Below are 22,035 nucleotides of genomic sequence, written 5' to 3'. Positions count from 1 at the left end.
TAGCTGTTGTATAAGAATACAATAATATTACGCCGATCATAACATGAGGTTTATGACCTTATGAGCCCCAGTAAAGCCTAAAGCCCTTTTTGAAAGCCTTGAATCGGAAAGCAATAAATACAACTAAATAAATCAATGTATTTTAGTGCAATAATTATAATAATCTTCTATTTGCTGAATACCCTCCTGTCAGGGTATCTTCAGAGATGTTTTGCATCTGTCGAAGGTCAGGTACGGCAATCTCATAAAAACAAGCCTAGCTATTTTAGCTGTGTTCCGTATAGTAGTCAGCATCATTTTTGTGATGGGCATATACTTTTGAAAAAATATATACAAAACCCTAACCTTTTAGGTGAACATCTAATATAATACTAGAAATCACTCGCTTTTGCTTCATCCGTTTTATGACACCATATCCGGAGGGCGGATCATTATAACATGAGACAGCACAGATCTCAGACACCCTTAACAGCGTGTAAATATGCTTTTTAACTCTACTGAATTCTTTCTGTTCTTTCCGGTAGTAGTAACCCTATACTTCTTGACGCCGCCTCACCGCAGGTGGCTTATCCTGCTATTGGCCAGTTATTATTTTTATGCCTCCTGGAAACCCGCCTATACCCTGATCCTGATCATCTCGACCATTGTGGACTATAGCTGCGGACGTGCCATGGGAAGGTATAGCGATGATGAAAAGACAAAGCGAAGACCTTTTCTATACCTTAGCCTCCTCTCAAACCTGGGCATTCTGCTGCTATTCAAGTATTACAACTTCTTCAATGACAGTGCCCGTGATCTGGCCCAAGCGCTGGATATGGGGTATGCCATGCCGGCCTTTGAGTTGCTGCTGCCTATGGGCATTTCCTTTTATACCTTCCAAACCATGAGTTACTCGATAGACGTGTACCAGGGGCGAATAAAACCGGAACGGCACTTGGGCGTATTTGCCCTGTTCGTTTCTTTTTTCCCGCAGCTGGTGGCAGGGCCTATTGAGCGTGCCGGCAACCTGCTGGGGCAACTCAAAGCTACCCATGGGTTTAGCTACAACCGAATTGTAGGCGGTCTTAAGCGCATGGGCTGGGGCTTTTTCAAAAAGATCATGATTGCGGACAACCTGGCGCTGATGGTGAACCAGGTATACAATAACCCCACTGACTACGAAGGCATCACCCTGATTATCGCGACTGTCTTCTTCGCCTTTCAGATTTATTGCGACTTCTCCGGTTACTCCGATATTGCCATTGGCGCAGCGCAGGTGATGGGCTTCAGGCTGATGGAAAACTTCCGCCGGCCCTACTTCTCCAAGAGTATCTCCGAATTCTGGAGTCGCTGGCACATCTCCCTCTCCTCCTGGTTCCGTGATTACCTCTACATCCCGCTGGGCGGCAACCGTGTGGTTAAGTGGCGTTGGTACTACAACCTGTTCATCACGTTTCTGGTGAGCGGCTTGTGGCACGGGGCCAATTGGACCTTTGTGGTATGGGGGGCACTCCATGGCTTTTATCTGGTGTTTGCCATCGTGACAGCAAAACAGCGCGATACCCTGGCAAAGGCCAGTGGGTTAACCAGTTGGCCTGTTCTCTATAAATGGGTACAGGTGCTGAGCGTGTTTGCGTTGGTGCTGTTCTCCTGGGTCTTCTTCCGGGCCAACAACATTGGGGAAGCCTTCTATATCATCCAAAGCAGTTTTACCGGGCTGGGCAACATCCGACTTTTGTTATCCGGCGTCGACCTTCAGCATATTCTGTTCATGGACCAGGGTTTCAAAGTCTTTGCCGTGTCGGTAGTCGCAATCCTGATCATGGAGACGGTGCACCTGATTCAGCGCCGGGGCAGTGTATCGCAGCTTATCAGTCGCAGGCCGGCTGTGGTGCGGTGGGCGATCTACTACGTGGCCATTATCGTGGTGCTGCTCTTTGGGCAATTTGGCCAACAGGAGTTCATTTATTTCCAATTCTAATCGTCAGAGCATATGAAAAACCATGACGTAAGAAAACTGCTGAAAAAACTAGCCCTGCTTACATTGCCTTTTGCCCTGTGGCCTGTGATGGAGGCAGTCGTGCTCCCCATGGATTTCTTTACCTTTAGGGTATGGGAAACAATCTCGGTGAACACCATGCGCATTATGTCTGGTCCGTTTTACCCGAACATGCACATGAAGATGGAAGAGGAAGGTGAACTTGCACCTCACACGGCCTTTGCCGAGAAAAAGGAAGTGGAATGGTACACCGATCCTTATGGCTACCGAAACCGTGACACTAAGGCAGAGGTGCTGCTCATCGGCGACTCTAACATCACCGGAGCCAAGCTTTCGCAGGAAGAAACACTGGCCGAAGTGCTGGAGCGCCAAATCGGAAAGGAAGTATATTCTTTCGCCCCGGCAACCGTGAACCGTTTTTTGGGCACCCGGCGATTTGAAGAGAACCCGCCCGAGGTGGTGGTGGTGTCCAGCATCGAGCGGCGTATACCTGAACTCACCCCTGTAGGCGCCAACGGGATGGCCTCCAAAGTGCGCGATATCACTGGCAGCGTCATCAATTCTTCACCGGTCCTGACCTGGTTGGCGATGACGGCTGACCGCGTCTCCAAACTAGCCTTGTACCGGCGCACGGTGGCTAACATAGAGCGTAGTTTCGGTCGCAAGGAGTACATCGTTTACCATAATGAGTTTTTTATAGAAGGAGAGTTTGCCAACCGACATTTCAGTGATGAGGAGATAAGTTACATGGCCGATATATTGGAAGGCTACAAACATGCACTGGCGGAACGTGGCATTGCCTTTGTATTCATGCCTATACCCAATAAAGAGAATATTTACCATCAACTGCTGCCGTCTCAGCAGAAGCCCGATTTTTTGGCACGGCTTATGCGCGAGCTTCAAAAGCGAGAAGTGGCCGTGGTCAATACCCAGCCTGTATTTGAGCGTCTGTATCTGAAGGAAAACAAACGCTTATACCCGACAGATGACGCGCATTGGAACAACACAGCTGTTAAAGCCGCTGCCGACTTATTAGCACAGCATCTTAACCCGGATCGGGATTCTGACAAGGACACCCGCCACTTGGTACAACACACAGATTGATGTTATAACGCAGCCAAAAAAAACGTACAAACGTATAGCTAATATTACCCACCTATATATATGAAACCAAAGGTATTTTACGATAAATCCACCAAACGCCTCAAGAAAATTCTGGGCCGATATATTCCCCATAACACACGCCTGAGGCCAATAGGCATATGCCAGATCGACCTGAATGATAATACCTCCTGTGCTGATTCGGAAGTGACGGTACACAGCATATACCCTAACCTGACCACTCCGCTTGAGATCTCTGAACACCTTTACAAGGCCTGCTCTGATTACTGGAAACCGAAGCGCAGCGTCACCACAGACTACGTGGTGGTGGAAGTACCGAATGGCCGCATCTACACAGACAATGAAAGCAGTGTAGCGATCGTGACCCAGGAAAACCGCCTCGTGGAGAATGTGTCGCTGAGTATGATCGATGGTAAGGTCGTGTCGCCTGAGCAGAACAATATATTTGAGCAAAGCTACTTCCAGGTTCCGACCCGCTTTAAGGGCACGGTGTTCAGTTTGCTGACGGGTGGTGCTGGCCTGAATAACATTGGCCATTGGTTCATGGACGTGCTTCCGCGTTTGCACCTACTGCGCGAAAGCGGCTTATATGATGAGGTAGACTGGTTCCTGGTTCCGAGCACACGCTACGGCTACCAGACGGAGACACTGGAATTGCTGGGTATCCCTTCTGAGAAAATAATCACCGGCGCGGAGTACCATCACCTGACAGCCGATCGGATTATTGCATCTACAGCCCCTCGCGGCAACCATACATTGGTACCACGCTGGCTGGGGCAATTCATCCGCGACTCCTTTCTCCCATTGGTGCAGGAAGAAGAAATGGCTGTCTCAGAAACAGCCCCTAATCTGTACATCAGCCGCAGCGATTCCGCTATACGCAATGTACTGAACGAGAAGGAACTGTTGGAGGCTTTGGAAACCTATAAGTTCAAATCGGTGATTTCGAGTAAGTACAGCATTCTGGAAAAGATCAAGATGTTCTCGCAGGCCAAGGTGGTAGTTTCGGCTACCGGGGCGGGCCTGATCAGCATGTTCTTCTGCAAGCCGGGTACCAAGATCATCGAGATATTTCATGAGGGTTTCGTCATAGAGCCTTTCTACGACATCGCCACCAAGATTGACCTAGACTACGATTACATTATATGTAAGGGTGACAAACCTGTGCACGACGCAGCTGAAGGCCAACGCCAGCACTTGTTTGTAGAAACCGACCAGGTAGTAGAGATCCTGGAGAAAATGCGGAAAAGCTCAGGCGTGAAGAGCAGCGTCGAGACTGTATAGAGCTAACCTAATAACTAAGATAAGCCTGCCCCTGCGACTTCGGTTGCGGGGGCATTTTGGCTTCTGGTCCCCATCGCGTCCTCGTAAATAGAAAGGAGCATGTGGTAGTTGGCTTCCGGGGTATACCTGGCTTCATAACTTTGGCGCGCTGCATTGCCTAACCTAAGCGCCAACTTCGGCTCCTGCACCAATTGTTGCACTTTATCGGCCAGTTCGGCTGCGTGGCCTGGTGTATAATGTAGCCCGTTGAGGCCATCTTCCACCAGTTGTTCGGCACCGCCAATTTTTGCGGCTATCACGGGCGTTCCAGTAGAAAATGCCTCTACTATGGTCATGCCGAATGTCTCCAGCCATTCAGAGGAAAAAATAAGTCCTTTGGCCTTTTTGAGCAGCGCCAATATTTGTGCCCTGTTCTGGAAACCGAGGTATTCAACCTCCGGGTTTTCCGCCGCATAGTTTTCCACTCGCTCCCGCAGCGGCCCATCGCCTGCTATTTTAAGCTTGAACGACTGCACTTCATGTGCGTTCAGCAAGGTTTCGATGCCTTTCTCTGGCGTCAGTCGGCCAACATAAAGCATATAATCTTCCCGCACCTCCTCTCCTATACCTAAATCTTCTGTAAAATTGGGCTTCACGGCCAGTTGCTCCGGACGGAGTTTCAGAGAGGAGTCTCTAAACATAGCGGCGGCACCGGGTGTGAGGGCAATGAACTTGTCTACTTTGTGCTGCCAGGTACCCAGGAGTTTGTGCATACCTGTCGTCAGCACTACCGATGCCGTTTGCACGGCAGAATTGCGGTATACTTTCTGGCGGATGGCACCCCATGGAAATGTCTTGTGCAGGTTTTCAAGCTGGACCCGACCCTTGTAGTATAGGAGGGCGCTCGGGCATACGAGTCTGTAGTTATGCAAGGTCATCACGATGGGGACCTGCAAGCGATGCGCCACATAAAACACGGCCGGTGAAAGCAAAGGGAAGAAATTGTGCACGTGAATGACATCTGGCTGAAAGGCTTTTATACGCTCCTCTACCCGCCTGGCACTATCCGGATTATACATGACACCCAACGCAGCCTTGAGCTTCTCAGTTAAGCTATTTACTTCTTTATTGGAAAAGGTAAGCTTCTCCACCTGATGCCCGTGCTGCTCCAGCAAGTCGGCCTCGGCATGAAAAACGGTATCTTCTCCGCCAGCCTGCTTGTAGTAATTGTGAATAGAAAGAATGCGCATGGATAAGTTGTGCTTTGCTGGTTATCAAGCGAAATCCCACCCCAGCCATACCTGGCCAAAGCGGGATTTTCACTCACACTGTTTCACTTTATCTTTCGCCAATCAGGCAATGGTCTCTTGTTGAAGTCCCTGGCCTCCATTTGATGTCGCAAGGGCCGCAGAAAAATACTGGCGCTGCTCTTCCCGCAGCTTGTCAATTGTTCTGCCCTCCGGCAATAACACGTCATCGTAGGTCAACACTTGGTCTTTCGGGATATCGCGCTTCAGCACGCAGCCTTCGGCGACACCAATCGGCAACAGGTTTTCACGTTCGGTTACGTCAGCATTCTCGCACAGGCCATAGGTCATGTAGTGCCCGATCCCGTCGATGGTCTCCCCTGCTTTCAGGTCCTTTTTAGCGGCAGTTACCACCTCTACATACGGTCGGTCAAGAGGCGTGAGGGCGGCGTCGTGGAAGAGCACAGCTCTGGCAATGGTGAGCGGCACTTCAAGGTGGCACAGGTGGTATGGCGTATAGAAACAGTATAGTGGCCCCTCTCCCATTTTATAATAGTTAAGGTAATGCTGCTGCGTCGGATTATCCTGTGTGGCAAGCACAAACACGCCACCTGCCGGCTCTGCTATACCTACCACATAGTCCACAATCCCCGGCCCTTGGGTGAGTTCTTCCAAGGGGAAGAGATTCACAGACTCCCGGATGTTCGCTCCCTGCGGAGCGTAAGGCCCCAGCATGCCCCGTTTGGCCACACGCATACCTGTGCCGTTGGCTACAATAGCCTGTTCAAAAGAGATTTTGGTTCCGTCGGCAAAGGAAGTTACCATGGCGGGATTCTGGCCCCAACGCTTCGCAAAGCCTTCCTGGGTGGTTGGGTTGCGATAAGGGTCATGCAAGCCTTTGATGTTGCCGCAAAGCACCGGCTTCATGCCGATGGACTTCACATAGCGGTACAGGTTCATGATCACCCCTGGCTGGTCGCCATCCACGTTCGTAAACACGACACCCGCCTTGTCGGCGTATACCTTCAGGATCGGGCCTACGGTGCCGTCTACCTCAGCGTCCATCATGATGGTATGCTTTCCGTTCCGGATTGCCTCCAAAGCTACCTGCGCCCCAAACTCCACAGCTCCGGTTACCTCCAGAATGGCGTCTATCCCTTCGGCACGACAAAGTAGCATAGGGTCGTTGGCGATGCTATACCTGCCAAGTCGGATGTTTTCCTGCAGTGCCTCCACAGAATCCACTTCTTCCACGTCAGCTATACCTGCCTCGTTGTAAGCTTCGCGAGCACGCGCGATGGTACGGTTCGAAATGGCCACCAACTCCATCCCCGGCACGTGGTTCTTGATCTGAAGTGCCACGCCCTTGGCCATAAATCCGGCTCCTACCATCCCTACACGAACAGGGCGGCCTTCGGCTTCACGTTTGGCTAATGCGGTATCTATAATGATCATTTTCTGTTTCTTTAAAAGGACGTTAGTATCAAGACATAAGACAGGAATAAGACCTAGTCTCTAAAACCTTGAATCTAAATAGTTGTTTGCTCAGGTATAGCCTCCAGCAACGGATGGTTCTGATCTTTCTCCGAAATGATCTGAGGCGCAATCGGCCACTGAATGTTGAAGGCCGGGTCATTCCAGCGGTGGCCTCGCTCTGCGCCGGCTGCATAAAAAGCCGTTACCTGGTACATCACATCAGCGTTGTCTTCCAGTGTGAGGTAGCCATGTGCAAAGCCTTCCGGCACATATAGCATGCGGTAATTGTCAGCGGTCAGTTCCACGCCAACCCATTGCTTATACGTCTCGGAGTCGGGACGAAGGTCCACAATCACATCGTAGATTGCGCCTCGGGTGCAGCGCACGAGTTTGGTCTCGGCGTACGGGGCCAACTGCATGTGCATGCCACGCAAGGTGCCTTTCTTGTAATTGTAGCTCACGTTGGCCTGCACCAGGTTAGTGTTCAAACCATATTGCTCAAACTCTTTCTGGCAGTATGCCCGGCCGAAAAAGCCGCGCTCGTCCTCCAACTTCTTAATGTCGATGATGTAAGCGCCTTTTAGTTTGGTTTCTGTGAAGATCATGTAGATTGGTATATATATAGCTACCCTATTGGTTAATTAGAAATGATGCTGTCTTATACCTTTGTTATGTCAATTCCAACAACAGGCATTTCTGGAATTTCACAGCAGAAGCTATGTTTATTAGTTCTGGACTTTAAACGTTTATCATTTCAAGTTCTTGTTTCCTGGACTGGAGCAATCCTACAGGTATACAGACTGCTTGTCTTCCAGGTACTCCGCTATCTGCTCCAAAGTGAAAGCCTTGATGTCCGTTATACCTTCGTGGTACGTTTTGTACCAGCCAATCGTGCGCTCGATGGCTTGCGCTGAGTTGTACTTCGGCGTCCAGCCAAGTTCTACCAGCGCCTTGCTGATATCGAGTTTGAGTAAACCGGCTTCATGAGGCTGATTTTTGAGCTCCGGCTTATCATAGCTCCCCGATCCCCATACCTGCAGGGCTTTTTGCACCAGATCTTCCACCGGACTGTTGTCGCCGGCCTGAGGACCGAAGTTCCAGGCACCGCCAAAGGCTTTTGGGTCTTCGGCCATCTTAGCGCCCAGCAATAGGTAACCACCCAGTGGTTCCAGCACGTGCTGCCACGGACGCACCGCATTGGGGTTTCGCACCGTCACCGGCTCGCCTACCCTAAGTGCCCGCACAATGTCTGGAATAATACGGTCTTTGGCCCAGTCGCCGCCGCCAATCACGTTACCTGCACGGGTGCTGGCTATCGCCTTGCGGTGCTGGTCATACACCTCCGTATGGAAAAACGAGCGGGTATAGGACGAGATCACCAACTCAGCACAGGCTTTGCTGGCGCTGTACGGGTCGTAGCCTCCTAGTTGGTCAGTTTCGCGGTAGGGGTAAACCCATTCCTTGTTCTCGTATACCTTGTCCGTGGTGATCAGTACCACTGCGCAGGGCTTTTCCAGTTTGCGCACTGCATCCAGCACATGGGCGGTTCCAATGGCGTTCACGGCAAAAGTCTCGGAAGGAAACTCATAGGAAAGACGCACCAACGGTTGAGCAGCCAGATGGAAAATAAAATCAGGTTGAAAACGCAGCACGGCCTCCTCTACCGCTTCTTTGTCGCGAATGTCAGCGATCACCGACTCGCACAGGGCATCCCCACCAACAAGGTGATACATATCCTCATCGGTTTCGGGAGCAAGGGCAAAACCCATTACATCAGCGCCAAGGGAATGCAGCATCTGCAACATCCAGGAACCTTTGAAACCCGTGTGGCCGGTCAGGAAAACTTTTTTGTTTTGATAAGTTTGCTGCAGAAATTCTCTCTTCATCAGCTTATAGATTGCTAAAAGGTCGGGTATAGGTTATGTTATACGGTGAAAGCAAACATGCTGCTATACCTGCTGCCATTTAGGCATTTACAGGTTGGTTGTTGATTAATTTATACCAAGGGGCTTTGCCTTGTTGGATCAACTCCTCGAGGTAGTGCTTGTCGCGTAGCGTATCCATTGGCTGCCAGAACCCGGTGTGCTTAAAAGCAGATAACTCTCCGGATTTGGCCAGGTACTCCATCGGCTCACGTTCCCAGGTTGTTTGGTCCCCTTCAATGTAATCGATCACGGCAGGCTCTAGCACGAAGAAACCACCGTTGATCCAAGGCTGGTCGCCCCCGTTTGGCTTTTCCTGAAAGTGCTTGATCTGGGTGGTGTCACCCGACAAGGTAAAAGCTCCGAAACGGCCTGGCTGCTGCACCGCGGTAAGCGTTGCCAACGTGCCTTGCTGCTTATGGAACTCAATAGCCCCGCTTATGTTCACATCGCTTACGCCATCACCATAAGTCATGCAGAAGGTCTCATTTCCCAGGTATTCACGCACGCGCTTTAGTCGGCCGCCAGTTAAAGTTCCCTCTCCGGTATCCACCAACGTTACTTTCCAGGACTCTGTGTTGTTTTGATGCACCTTCATGCTGTTGGTGCTCATATCAAAGGTCACATCCGAGTTATGCAGGAAGTAGTTAGCGAAATACTCTTTGATCATATGGCCTTTGTAACCACAGCAGATCACGAAATCATTGATGCCGTGAGCAGAGTATATTTTCATGATATGCCAGAGGATGGGCTTGCCGCCGATTTCCACCATGGGCTTGGGCCTGATGCCACTTTCTTCACTGATGCGGGTTCCGTAACCACCTGCTAGTATAACAGCTTTCATTAATATGTATGGTTTGGGTAAATATTCGGTTTTGAAATTTGTCTTCTATACGACAATCACTATATTTTGATTTTGATAATCTGAATTTTAATCGGAATCAATTTCGTAGCTTTTGACTGTCAGAACGTTGCATGTTATAACACACCTGATTCACACATTCTTTTACGCATTCTGTGATGCTTCGTCGGTTACTATGTTGTCCAGATGGAGTTTGTGCTTGGGGGATGGCAGTAAGGCTTGCTCACTGCAAGCAGCGTAAAAAATGTGCTGCGTAACGGGCTATGCCCACGCAGCACATTTTGGCTTTTCTTTATCCTACTGTTACAGAGGAGGCTTTTCTTTTGCCTTTTCCAGGCAGCAGCAAATCTTTGAGAGTCAGGTATACGAAGGTGCTGTTTGTTACCAGGTATCGTTTCCAGAGTCGCTTGGGCTCCTGGTAAAGCCGATAGGTCCATTCCAAGGACCAGTCACGGGCCCATTTTGGCAGGCGCTTCTCCAGGCCAGCAAAAGTCATGTACGCCTGTCCCACACCCAACATGCAGGCCTTCACGCGGCCTTTGTGCTCTGCCATCCAGCGCTCCTGCTTCGGACAGCCTAGGGCCACAAATACCAGATCCGGCTCCGTTGCATTGATCATCGCCACAATTGACTCATCCTCTTCCTGGGACAGTTTGCGGAATGGCGGCGAGTAGTGGCCCGCTATACGCAGCTCAGGATGCTTGGCTTTTGCGGTGGCCACCACGGCCTCCAGCACATCGTCCGTTGAGCCATAGAAGAAAACCGACTTGCCTCTGACAGCGGCTTCTTCCAGCAATCGTGGCATCAGGTCCATACCGGGTACGCGGTCTTGGTGCTGGCCATACTGCAGCTTCATCAGCTTTGAGAGCGGCCCTCCGTCCGGGGAGGCGATATCCGCCCCGTTCAGAATCTTGTTAAATTCGCTATCTTGGTAGGCCTCCACTAGCATGTGCACATTGGCAAAGCAAACATAGGAAGATTCTTTGTTGTCGGTCAGCCAGAAAACCTGCTCTACGAATTCGGCAAACCTGCCGGTTGTAATGTAAGACTTCAGCAATCTACGCTTCTGTTGCAAGGGTGCGGCAGTAAAGGTGGCAGAAGGCCTTTCAGTCATTGTATTAGTATGCATTTTTCTCACCTTTCACCATGTTCCAAACTGTCAGGAAGATAATTTTCATATCCATCATAAAGCTCCAGTTCTCCATGTACTTTACATCGTACTCCACTCTTTTCTCCATTAGGTGCACTTCCTTGGTTTCGCCTCTGAAGCCGCTTACCTGTGCGTAACCCGTGATACCCGGTGTTACAAAGTGGCGCATTTTATACTTATTGATCACCTTAGAGTAGTGGTCCAGCTGTGATACCAGGTTTGGACGCGGTCCTACAACCGACATATCTCCCAGCAACACGTTGAAGAATTGCGGCAACTCATCCAAGTTGGTCTTGCGCAGGAAGGCACCAACTCGGGTAATACGCGGATCGTTCTTGGTAGCTTGCAGCTCCGTGCTGTTGTTCACACGCATGGTTCTGAATTTGTAGCAAACAAACAGCCTATTCTTCTTGCCCGGACGTAGTTGCTTGAAGAAGATCGGTCCAGGTGAGCTGATCTTGATGGCCAGCGCAATGATAGGTATAACGATCGGGAACAAGAAAAGAATCACACCCATAGAGAAGGCAATATCGAAGGCACGCTTCATTACGCGGTTGGTCACCTGCTCGAGCGGCTCCTTGCGGATACTGATCATTGGGATGTTCTGGTAGAAGTACATGTTCACCTCACGCTGCACGATGGCGCTGAAATCAGGCACAATACGGAAGTAGATGAAGTTATCGTCCGCAAACTCAGTCAGTTCGTCGATCTGCTCTTTGTCATTCACCGGCAGGGTATAGTAAACCTCGTCGATGTTGTTTTGAAGGCAGTATTCCTGCAAATCAGCTACTTTGCCTTTTACCATGCTGCTGTACTGGCTCAGTTCATCGGCCTTATCCGTAAAGAAGCCCATGAATTTACGGCCTGGCGCTTCGTCGCTGTTGAAGGTCTGGTGCAGCGAGATGGCCGCCGGTCCCATACCCACGATCACGAACCTCGAGTACGCCATATCCGAATTGGAGAAGTACCGCTGTGCCAGGAAAAGCGCCAGGCGGCTGATACCGATCAGGAGTGCTGTGGACAGGTAGGTATACAACAGCAGCAGGCGCGAAAGCTGCTCCAAGTTGAATATCACGATGCAGCTCGACAGAATGATGGCGTGCACCGCAAAGGCATTGAGTAAATTACCGATCCTTCTGTCAACCGGGAAAAACCCATCGATTCGGAATACAAAGTGCTTGAACCCGGATACGATCCACCATACCAGTGCAAAGAGAACAAAGAATATGCTGTATTGGTGGGTAAGTTCTAATTCGCCGTATCTCCATAAGTTGGATAGCTTAAAAGCGAAAGCTATTAGTGTGATGTCTAGTATTAATAAGAGTATTCTATTAAAACTATTATAGTGTCTGTACTTTTGCATAACCTGATATTTGTACTTATTTAATCATAATTCCTTCTTTGCATTAATCGACTTCCTTTTCTACACGCTACCTTCTTCCTCGCCAATCTCAACAGTGACCTTCATCTTCTTTGAAATGATTTTTTGTGGTTAAGGCTCTTTAATTCCTTAAAAATATTCATAAACCTTAATATTTATATTTGGGCTTTCCGGCGGTCACAATTCCTAAACTTAGCGACTCCCTAGAAGTTAGATTGAAATACGACCTATTCTATATTAAGGTTTATTAATTTATCGCTAAAACAGCAATAAATTTAAAAGAGCTAATATTGTAATATTCCTATTTATAAATACTGATGATATTATTTTAGACATCTCAAAATAAAAATATAATTATTTTAATATTATACTGTTTGTTCGAGATAAAAACCCTTTCTTTAGATCATGCAAAATACCATGAACAAATCTTCGGAATGATTTTAAGACTGAGACTCGAAGCAGAGGATGATGTAAAACAAATAGGAGTATAATTTTTTATCTGAAATATATCCACAGAGCAGTATACCCAACATACAAAACATGAAATAATAACAACTCCTTCTTTCTTTTCAACCACATACTTTGTCACGCTTGCATCGCTGGATAAAGATGAAAAAGCGATGAATATTTACAACTGAGGGCATTTAGAGGGTTCTAACCAAAATGAATTTTGTTGGTTCGACAACCGCCCCTTTAAAATCTGCCAGCAGGCACATAAATACTTTACAATTCAATGAACTAACTATCAAAATAAAACATTTTGCACAATACGAACCGATTAAAAATTTGTTTGGTCTGAAAAGGTATATTTTTTTCGTTGCACCTGGCTTGAGATTGAGGATCAGCATATTGCGATATGTTTAAAAAAATACAAATAAGAGCAAGTCATAAGCAAGAGTGGGCAGCCTAGAGAGTTACATGAGAATTGAATTTTTCGAACAGCCCCTATTTTAACAAAAAAGTAATATTATATAGCAAACTTATACAATATTTTATGCAACCGCTTTTAAAATGCATCCTAATGGCTGTGGTCATGGTGCTATTCGTATTAGCCCCTAGTACAAATTCACTTGCACAAAGTTGCACACCGATTATTACTTTTTCAGGTCAGGCTTCCGTCTGCAAAAACGGCCAGCTCTTACTCACGGCCTCTGAAGCGGACAGCTACCTTTGGTCCACCGGAGCAACCACTCGCAGCATTGCCATCACATCATCAGGCAGTTACCATGTCACCACTACCACACAAGGGGGCTGCACGGCCACTTCCCAACCGGTTCAAATAGGCAGTTCCGAATCCGAGGGGACTACTTTAGCCCCCTTCGGTACCGTTTGCACTATAACCGAACCCTTCAAGCTTTCGGGTGGGCAGGCAGCAGGCGGCGTTTACAGCGGCACGGGCGTCAGCAACGGAATTTTTGATCCACAGGTAGCCGGTCCTGGCGAGCACATCATTACCTACACTGTTCCAAATGAGGGGCTATGCAGCAATTCTGCCGCTCAGATCATCCAGGTAGACCCGCAGCCTGACGCTAAAATCATAGACCCGCTCTATGACTTCACCTATTGCAGCTACACTGGCAGCGCCAATTCCTTTAAGCTGGAAGTGGAAAATGCATCGAAAACGGCAGCCACTAACACCGGTTATACCATTAGCTGGGGCGATGGCAAGTCGGACAACTATGGGAAGGACTTTGAGCGGGCCACCCATACCTACACCGCTGCTGGCTTGTATACTATTACGGTTACCGCCACTGACGCCAACGGCTGCGTAGGCACTTCAACAGAGCAGATGTTCATCGGCAGTAACCCAGGCCTAGGTATAACAAGCGACGGCAACAACATCGACTGCGCCCCTGTGTCCTATGGTTTCAAAATCACCGGAGTGGAGGGCAATTCTCCTCATACGGTCTATACCTTCCAGTTCGACGACGGTACGCCTGCTGTTACCTATAAGCACACAGAGCTGCCAGCTGACCGTATCCTGCGCCATGAGTTTCTGGAGTCCTCCAAAGACAAGCCCAACGGTTTTACACTGACCGGCACGGCTACCAACCAGTGTAACGTTTCTATCGCCACCTTCACAGGTATACGTATCTCCAAAGGCCCAATAGCCAATTTTGCCATAGGCAATGTGTGTCTGGGTGAGCCGGTGAAGTTTCAGGACAAGACAAAGAACGGATACGACGCCTCGGCCAGAACGGACCGCTACCGCGTAAAGTGGGAGATCTTCCCGGCCACAGGCTGGACCTTCTCCTCCGGAAACAGCGAGACGCTCTCTCCAAATGTGGTTTTCAATAAGCTGGGAGAGTACACGGTGCGCCTGACGTCCTATCCTTTGGACCCTAACTCGACATGTCTGCCGACTGTGATGGAGCAGACGATTGTGGTGAACGATGTGCCCAAAGCCGCCTTTGACTTAACCCATGACGGAGGGGTGTGTGCTCCTTCTATTTTCAGGGCTCAAAATAAATCAACCGGAACAGACCTGCGCTATACCTGGAGCGTATCGCCACAGGAGGGCTGGAGCTTTGCTGAGGGCACCGACGCCAACTCTGAAAACCCGGTTTTCAGCTTCGGCAAATCTGGCAGTTATACGGTTTCGCTGGTGGCCAGCAGCGTTTGTTCTGCTGTAAGCAAGCAGGAGTCTGAGGTTACTGTGATTCAGAAGCCGGTCGTCACTTTGCCGGAAGCCGCTACTTACTGTGGACCTCAGACAGTTTTCTTTTCAGAAAATAACCCAAAACATCTTCCGCTTTATGATGCGCAGGCCGGACAAATCAGTACGTATACCTGGGCAGTGAGTGGGCCGGGGGCCATTGCCTTCGAGGAGGGCAGCGATGCAAATTCGGCATACCCCACTATCCGGTTTACCGAGCCTGGCACCTATGAGGTACAAGTGACTGCCACAAACGAGTGCGGTGACTCTGAGGCCGCTACGCAACTTATTACCATCGATGCGATACCTGAACTGACTTTAAAAGCCGCCAAAGAAGTGGTTTGCCTCAACAGCGGGACAATGCAACTTGAAGCTTCGCCTACAGGCGGTGTTTGGAGCGGCTCTCCCTTGGTATCGGAAGAGGGTGTTTTCAATCCGGCCGAGGCAGGTACCTATACCTTAACTTATACCTATCGGGCAGGAAGCTGCGAGGTTTCCGAAGCGCTACAGGTAACAGTTAGCAGCCTCCCGGCCGCACCAATTGCAGAAGGGATTGCAACCACTCTTTGTCCGGGCAGCAGCGCCACACTACGTATCATTAACCCGGAAGGCGTTATTACCTGGTACGACCAGCCCACTGGCGGCCAGTTATTGCATGAAGGCGATAGCTATACGACCCAAGCCTTAAACGAAACATCTACTTTCTATGCTCAGACGACAGTTGAAGGCGGTTGCTCCAGTGTTAGGACGGCTGTGAAGGTAACGTTATACCCTCCAACCCCAGCTCCGGTAGTTGCTCCGTTGACCCTGTGTGGCGCTGGAAGCAGCGCTACTTTAGTGGCCGAGGGCAATGCCGGAGGTTATGAATGGTTTGCTGATGCAGCGGCGACACAACCTTTAGGCAATAACAAAAGCTATACTGCCACCAACCTGCCGGAAGGCATCAACACTTTTTATGTTCGCGCGGTAACCAACGGTTGCTACAGCCCCATCGTGTCGGCACAGATAACTGTTCTGCCAGCATTGGACAATAACAGACTCCATGAGGCTGCCACAGTGTGCGCAGGACAGTCCCCAGCCCTGCTTTCCGGAACCAGCCCGGCAGGCGGCAACAACAGCTATACCTACCGTTGGGAAGTAAGCGTAACCGGTGAAACTGATGGCTTTGAAGAAATTGCAGGTGCGACGGCGGCCACTTACCAGCCTGGTGCCCTGACTCGCAACACCTGGTTTAGAAGAGCTGTGCTTTCTGCCGGATGTTCCCATGTCTCAGCCCCTATTGAAGTCACGGTAACGCCAGTCGTGGAAAACAACATTATCACAGGTATAGCCCCGATCTGCGAAGGTGCTGAAGCTGCCACGCTGCAAGGAAGCCAGCCAACAGGTGGCACTGGCAGCTATACCTATATCTGGGAGTATTCAACTACAGGCAACACTGGCAGCTTCCGGGCGGCAAGCGGCAACAATACCGAACAGCACTACAACCCGGGCATACTCACCCAAACCACCTGGTTCCGCCGTAAGGCCAAATCAGGCACTTGCCAGGAGCACATAAGCGAAGCCGTGAAAGTGTCGGTGGTGAAGCCGATCACGATGAACTTTGTTTCGGTACAGCAAAATACCATTTGCAGTGGCAGCACACCAGCTGTTATCATTGGCAGTATGCCGCAGGGAGGCAACAGCCAGAAAACGTACCGCTGGGAAATGCGCAGCGAAGGAAGAGATTTTGTGCCGGCTGTGGGTAACAATACCGGGCTTAACTACACCCCGCAGATAAACGACAAAACAATGTGGTACCGCCGGGTAGTAACCGGTAGTCCTTGTGGCGAGAGCGTAAGTGGCGAAATAGCCATTACGGTACAGCCGGCCATAGCGGATAACAACATCAGCATAGCAGGTCAGCAGATAATCTGTGAAGGCACCGCTGCGGCTGTGCTTTCGGGAAGCATTCCGGTTGGCGGCAACAACAGCTATACCTATCGTTGGCTGTTCAACACGACTGGCCCGGATGCCACGTTTACCCCGGCACCCGGCGCCAACACTGGCCAGCACTATACCAGCCCGACAGCCCTGACGCAAACGACCTGGTATATGCGGGAAGTAATTTCCGGGGAATGTGTCCAAAACTCCGATGTGGTGGAGGTAACAGTTGTGAACCTGCCGACGGCACCGACTGTGGCCCCGGTAACTGTCTGCGAAGGCAGCTCTGCTACTCTCACCGTCAACAGCACCACGACCAATACTTTCCGCTGGTATGCCAGCGCTACAGCCGAGCGACACTTGTTCGAAGGCTACAGCTTTGAAACAGCTCCCCTCAACGAAACTACCATTTTCTATGTGGAAGCCGTGAACCCGAATGGCTGCGGTAGTAGTGAGCGCCGCCCGGTAACGGTTACGGTGAACAAGCGCATCGATCGCAACACACTGTCTGCGGCGGTAGCCCCGATTTGTGCCGGCCAGCGCCCTACTATTATTTCTGGTTCCGAGCCTACAGGCGGCAACGGCAGCTTTACCTACCGATGGGAGAAAAGCGAGCTGGGACCGGAAGAGGGATTTGGCACCGTTGAAGGAGCGACCAGTGCCTCTTATCATCCGGAAGCCCTGCAACAAAATACCTGGTTCAGAAGAGTGGTCATATCAGGGCCATGTGCCGCTCATACAAGTGCCGCCGTGAAAATATCCGTCCTGCCAGCCATCAGCAACAACAGCATTTCAACAGCAAAAGCAACCATCTGCGAAGGCGATGTGCTACAAACTATCAAAGGAACGGCACCGGCAGGTGGCAACGGAAGCTATACCTACCTGTGGGAAAGCAGCCGGGACGGTGTGAGCTTTACCTCTGCAGCCGGCACGAATCACCAAGCCGATTATACGGCCCCGACTCCGCTGACTGAGCGCACCTGGTTCAGAAGGATCGTTTACTCAGCCCCTTGCAGCCAGTCGGTGAGCGAAATGCTGGAAATTGTGGTGCAACCGGTTATCAGCAACAATACCATCACGACCAAAGAACATGCGGTGTGTGCCGGTGAAGCCCCGGCCGAACTCAAGGCTACGCGTCCGACAGGCGGAAATGAGCAGCCCGTATACCTATGGGAAAGCCGCACCGAAGGCCAAGACTTTGAGCCAGCGTCAGGTATAAACAACGGCATGCATTACCAGCCTGGCAAGCTCACGCAAACCACTTGGTTCCGCCGCAAGGTTGTAGCCGGGGAGTGCAGCCATGTATCTGAAACCGTACGGATACTGGTGAATGAGGTGATCGCCCACAATACCATTTCGGCGGATCAGGTCATCTGTACCGGCAGCGCCCCGGCTAAACTCAGGGGTTCGCAACCAACCGGTGGCGACGGCAGCTATACCTATTACTGGGAAGCAGCGGGTACCGATGGGGTGTTCCGTAGATTAAATGGCACGTCAGCCGACCTGAGTACCGGCCCTCTGACCAGCACAACGCTGTACCGCCGCGTGGTGGAGTCTGGCCCGTGTACCCATACCTCGAATACGGTGACGATCACGGTGTCCCCGAGCATCACCAATAACACCATTGGCCTGCAGCAGACTATTTTCAAAGGCCAGACACCCGCACCACTCTCGGGTTCTAATCCATCGGGTGGCGCAGGGGCCGGCTCCTATACCTATGTTTGGGAGAGCAGCGGCAGTCAGCACACCGGTTACCAGCTGGCGGCAGGCATAAACACTGGCCGGAATTACAGCCCGGGCGCCATGCAGGAATCGACCTGGTTCCGTCGCCGTGTGATTTCCGGTGGCTGCGAGACGGTTTCTGAACCTGTTTTGATTGAAGTGCACAAAGGCGTTGTTAACAACAACATCTACAGCGACCAGGTAATATGTGCCGGCAACAAACCAAGCCAGCTCAAAGGCTCCTTGCCGGCAGGGGGCGACGGCTCCTACCTATACCTGTGGCTGTCCAGCACCAAGAGCGCTAAAGCTGGTTTCGTAACGGCAGGAGGCAGCAGCACCGGGCAGGACTACAGCCCGGCTGCACTTACCCAATCGACCTGGTTCCGACGCGTAGTATTGTCCGGGCCAACCCCTGACACCAGTGCGGCGGTATTCATCAGTGTGCGTCCGCCTATGGCCAACAACCGTGTGAGCACCAGCCAGACCATTTGCCACGGCACGGCTCCTACCCCACTGGCAGGCACCCTGCCAACCGGCGGTAGCGGCGCCTATACCTACGTCTGGGAAAGCAGCACCAGCGGTCCGGACAAGGGCTATACAACGGCAACCGGCACCAACAATGGCAAAGACTATCAGCCTGCCGCCCTTACCCAAACGACCTGGTTCCGACGCATTGTCACCTCAGAGTCTTGCGAGCGGCTGGTTAGTGACCCGGTGATGATCACAGTGACGACACTCCCAGCCATGCCAATTGCCCAAGGGCAAACGATTTGCCACGGCTCCAAAACCACCCTGACTGCCACTGGCAAAGGCGGTCGACTGGAATGGTTTACCCAACCAAATGGCGGAGTTCCGGTCAAGGTAGGCGATAGCTTCACCACGCCTGTCCTCACCAGCACCACGACTTATTACGTGCAGGAAGTGGCTCTTTCTTGCGCAAGTGAGCGCCGACCGGTAACCGTAACAGTGCCTGCCCCGAGTGCCAATGCCGGGTCAGACCAGACCGTTGTCCTGGGTCGTACGGTGCAGCTGGCGGCAAGCGGCGGCAAGACCTATACCTGGTCGCCGGCCAAGGGCCTGAGTAACCCGAACATCGCCAACCCATACGCCAAACCGGAGGAAACCACGACCTACACTGTCACCGTGACCAACGAGGCCGGTTGCGTGTCCACAGACGAGGTGACCATCACAGTGCAACAGCTGGTTTACGTGCCGAATACCTTTACCCCGAACCGCGACGGCATCAACGATGTGTGGGAAATCCTCAACATAGAGCAGTACCCGAATTGTAAGGTGCAGGTGTTCAACCAGTGGGGCAATCTGGTATTCAGCTCTTTAGGATACAAACTGCCGTGGGATGGCAGCCAAAACGGGAAGGAATTGCCTTTGGCTACTTATTATTATGTCATCCAGCTGGATCAACATGAGAAACCACTTTCAGGAAGCGTAACAATTGTCAAATAACAGCCTATGAACAAACTTTTAGCTTTTGGATTTGTGCTACTGATGGCCAGCCAGGCAATGGCCCAACAGAAGCCGCAGTATACCCAGTATACCTTGAACAATTACCTGCTCAACCCCGCCATTGCAGGTATAGAGGACTACGCCGATGTGAAACTCGGCACGCGACACCAGTGGTCTGGTTTGGAGGGCGCGCCTGTTTCTTACTATGCGACTTTCCATACCCCGATCATGAAGGATGTGAACCCGTCCGCCAGGCTGCAGCGACCGGGAACTGTGCCAAAAGAAGCGACCACTAAAAAGCCAACGACCTACCGCCGTATTCGTCCGCACCATGGTCTCGGTGCTGTCGCGATGACAACTACCACAGGTCCGCTCAAGCGCAGCAGCTTCAACCTGAACTACGCCTACCACCAGCCGCTTACCCGCCATTTGCGTTTGGCCGCCGGGGTGGCACCAGGCGTACTGCAATATAGCCTGGACCCATCCGCCGTACGCGTCATCAACAAAAACGACCCGGCTCTGAACGATGGCCGCGTCAACGAAACGAAGTTAGACCTGAACATGGGGCTGTGGCTTTACTCCTACAATTTCTATCTGGGCCTGGCCGGTGCGCAATTGGTGCCCAGCAAGCGTGAACTCCTTACCACGGGCTCAGCCACTGACAACAGCGGCCGTTTGCAAAAGCACTATTTCCTGACCGGGGGCTACCGCGTTGACATATCGCCTGACCTGGCGCTTATACCTTCGGTGATGCTGAAAATGGCCCAACCAAGCCCGTTATCTGTTGATGCTACGCTCAAAGCGATGTACAGCGATCGTTTATGGGCTGCCGTATCGTACCGCCACAAAGAATCGGTGGCCGCTATGGCAGGAATAAACATCAGTTACCTACTGGATCTGAGCTACTCATACGACGCAAGCGTTTCGGCGCTGGGCCCTGCCAATGCCGGTGGCCATGAGGTGGTGCTAGGCATGAAGCTCCGTAACACGTCTAAGGTGCTGTGCCCGCAGTGGGCCTGGTAACTCAAACCGAAGAATTTGCAGGCGTTCACGGTAGTGTTTTGGCTGTTTATTTTTAGCTGCAAGATATACTTTTAAGGGATAACTTTTGCCCCCCTGAGAAGTATAGCTATGTAACAAAACATTGAGAACGATGACATTTAAACAAATACTCGCTATTTTATTAGGTTTGGGTTTTGTGGTGTTAACTGCCCTGCAGTACAGGCGCCCGGATGCCATCATTTGGATTACGGTTTACCTGACCGTGGCCATTTTCAGCTTCATGGTTTTTCTGGATAAAATAGGCCGTGCCCTGCTGCTCCTAGCCTTTGCGGCGTACACAGCCGCAGCCTTTTATTTCTGGCCCATCCAACAGGGAGAACCGGTCTTGGCTAGTATCGAAGTAATGCAGGCCAACGGAGTACCCGATGCTGGGAGCCTGGCGGTTGCAGGTATAGCCATGTTGGTGTTTGCGCTCCTCACCAAAAGGAAAATAGACCTTCACCCTCCTCACATACCTGGCAGGTTAAAAAAATGGGCAAACTGACATAACAGTTTGCCCATTTTATTATCAAATCTCTTCAGCACGCAAGCGTTGAAAAAATTTGGAAAGCGGTGCTCTCGATTTCTAGATTTGCTCTGCCTTAAATCCAGCCTTTTCAACTGTGCTTTTAATGGTCTGCGCATCCAGGCTATCAGAGCTTACCTCCAACACTTTGTCTGGATTGTCAGTGTCCACTTTCCACTCCTGCACTCCTTCCAGTTTATTGAGGTGTGGTGTCACAGCTCTGATGCAGCTTCCGCAATTAATCGTGGTTTTAAATTTATAGGTCTTCATATTTAACATAATTTACAAACTAAAATATTTTCAAT

14 protein-coding genes are annotated in these 22,035 nt (G+C 50.8%); 6 read left to right on the top strand and 8 right to left on the bottom strand.

Features of this window, described 5'->3' with window-relative positions; all coding sequences use genetic code 11:
- Positions 1 to 481 precede the first annotated feature (481 nt).
- Genes H9Q13_RS00440 through H9Q13_RS00430 form a run of 3 tightly spaced genes read left to right on the top strand, consistent with a single transcriptional unit; the run spans position 482 to position 4,384 of the window.
- On the top strand, positions 482 to 1,960 hold the full coding sequence (locus H9Q13_RS00440; RefSeq protein WP_191181790.1) for an MBOAT family O-acyltransferase: 1,479 nt from the start codon (positions 482 to 484) through the stop codon (positions 1,958 to 1,960).
- A gap of 12 nt (positions 1,961 to 1,972) precedes the next feature.
- Positions 1,973 to 3,082: an alginate O-acetyltransferase AlgX-related protein gene (locus H9Q13_RS00435; protein WP_191181789.1), complete on the top strand. Its 1,110-nt coding sequence runs from the start codon at positions 1,973 to 1,975 to the stop codon at positions 3,080 to 3,082.
- A gap of 60 nt (positions 3,083 to 3,142) precedes the next feature.
- A complete protein-coding gene (locus tag H9Q13_RS00430; RefSeq protein WP_191181788.1) occupies positions 3,143 to 4,384 on the top strand; it encodes a glycosyltransferase family 61 protein in 1,242 nt (413 codons plus the stop codon).
- A gap of 14 nt (positions 4,385 to 4,398) precedes the next feature.
- Here H9Q13_RS00430 and H9Q13_RS00425 read toward each other — a convergent pair whose 3' ends face one another.
- The 7 genes from H9Q13_RS00425 to H9Q13_RS00395 form a co-directional block, all read right to left on the bottom strand.
- Positions 4,399 to 5,613, bottom strand: coding sequence for a glycosyltransferase family 4 protein (locus H9Q13_RS00425; RefSeq protein ID WP_191181787.1), 1,215 nt, complete (start codon positions 5,611 to 5,613; stop codon positions 4,399 to 4,401).
- Between the two features lie 102 nt (positions 5,614 to 5,715).
- Positions 5,716 to 7,065 carry an NAD(P)H-dependent oxidoreductase gene (locus H9Q13_RS00420; RefSeq protein WP_191181786.1) on the bottom strand — a complete coding sequence of 450 codons (1,350 nt, stop codon included), beginning with the start codon at positions 7,063 to 7,065 and terminating at the stop codon, positions 5,716 to 5,718.
- Positions 7,066 to 7,139: 74 nt separating this feature from the next.
- Positions 7,140 to 7,691 (bottom strand): dTDP-4-dehydrorhamnose 3,5-epimerase, encoded by a 552-nt coding sequence (rfbC, locus tag H9Q13_RS00415; RefSeq protein ID WP_191181785.1) that lies wholly within the window; start codon positions 7,689 to 7,691, stop codon positions 7,140 to 7,142.
- A 180-nt stretch (positions 7,692 to 7,871) separates the two neighbouring features.
- Positions 7,872 to 8,972, bottom strand: coding sequence for a CDP-glucose 4,6-dehydratase (rfbG, locus tag H9Q13_RS00410; protein WP_191181784.1), 1,101 nt, complete (start codon positions 8,970 to 8,972; stop codon positions 7,872 to 7,874).
- A 79-nt stretch (positions 8,973 to 9,051) separates the two neighbouring features.
- Positions 9,052 to 9,852 carry a glucose-1-phosphate cytidylyltransferase gene (gene rfbF, locus H9Q13_RS00405; protein ID WP_191181783.1) on the bottom strand — a complete coding sequence of 267 codons (801 nt, stop codon included), beginning with the start codon at positions 9,850 to 9,852 and terminating at the stop codon, positions 9,052 to 9,054.
- Between the two features lie 310 nt (positions 9,853 to 10,162).
- Positions 10,163 to 10,999, bottom strand: a complete 837-nt coding sequence (locus tag H9Q13_RS00400; protein ID WP_224743980.1) for a WecB/TagA/CpsF family glycosyltransferase — start codon at positions 10,997 to 10,999, stop codon at positions 10,163 to 10,165.
- Positions 10,989 to 12,383 (bottom strand): undecaprenyl-phosphate glucose phosphotransferase, encoded by a 1,395-nt coding sequence (locus H9Q13_RS00395; RefSeq protein WP_224743979.1) that lies wholly within the window; start codon positions 12,381 to 12,383, stop codon positions 10,989 to 10,991. Before H9Q13_RS00395 ends, H9Q13_RS00400 begins: the two co-directional genes overlap by 11 nt.
- Before the next feature lie 1,012 nt (positions 12,384 to 13,395).
- On the opposite strand from H9Q13_RS00395, the gene H9Q13_RS00390 reads away from it, so the two are divergent.
- The 3 genes from H9Q13_RS00390 (at position 13,396) to H9Q13_RS00380 (ending at position 21,709) form a co-directional block, all read left to right on the top strand.
- Positions 13,396 to 20,163, top strand: coding sequence for an Ig-like domain-containing protein (locus H9Q13_RS00390; protein WP_191181781.1), 6,768 nt, complete (start codon positions 13,396 to 13,398; stop codon positions 20,161 to 20,163).
- Between the two features lie 6 nt (positions 20,164 to 20,169).
- Positions 20,170 to 21,186, top strand: a complete 1,017-nt coding sequence (locus H9Q13_RS00385; protein ID WP_191181780.1) for a PorP/SprF family type IX secretion system membrane protein — start codon at positions 20,170 to 20,172, stop codon at positions 21,184 to 21,186.
- Between the two features lie 130 nt (positions 21,187 to 21,316).
- Positions 21,317 to 21,709, top strand: coding sequence for a hypothetical protein (locus H9Q13_RS00380; protein ID WP_191181779.1), 393 nt, complete (start codon positions 21,317 to 21,319; stop codon positions 21,707 to 21,709).
- A gap of 81 nt (positions 21,710 to 21,790) precedes the next feature.
- On the opposite strand, the gene H9Q13_RS00375 is transcribed toward H9Q13_RS00380, so the two are convergent.
- Complete coding sequence (locus tag H9Q13_RS00375; protein WP_191181778.1) at positions 21,791 to 22,000, bottom strand: heavy-metal-associated domain-containing protein; 210 nt, start codon at positions 21,998 to 22,000, stop codon at positions 21,791 to 21,793.
- Positions 22,001 to 22,035 lie beyond the last annotated feature (35 nt).

Source organism: Pontibacter aquaedesilientis (genome assembly GCF_014773225.1).
Lineage (GTDB): Bacteria > Bacteroidota > Bacteroidia > Cytophagales > Hymenobacteraceae > Pontibacter > Pontibacter aquaedesilientis.
The sequence above is the reverse complement of the archived record's forward strand: the minus strand, read 5'-3'. Positions and strand labels throughout refer to the sequence as shown.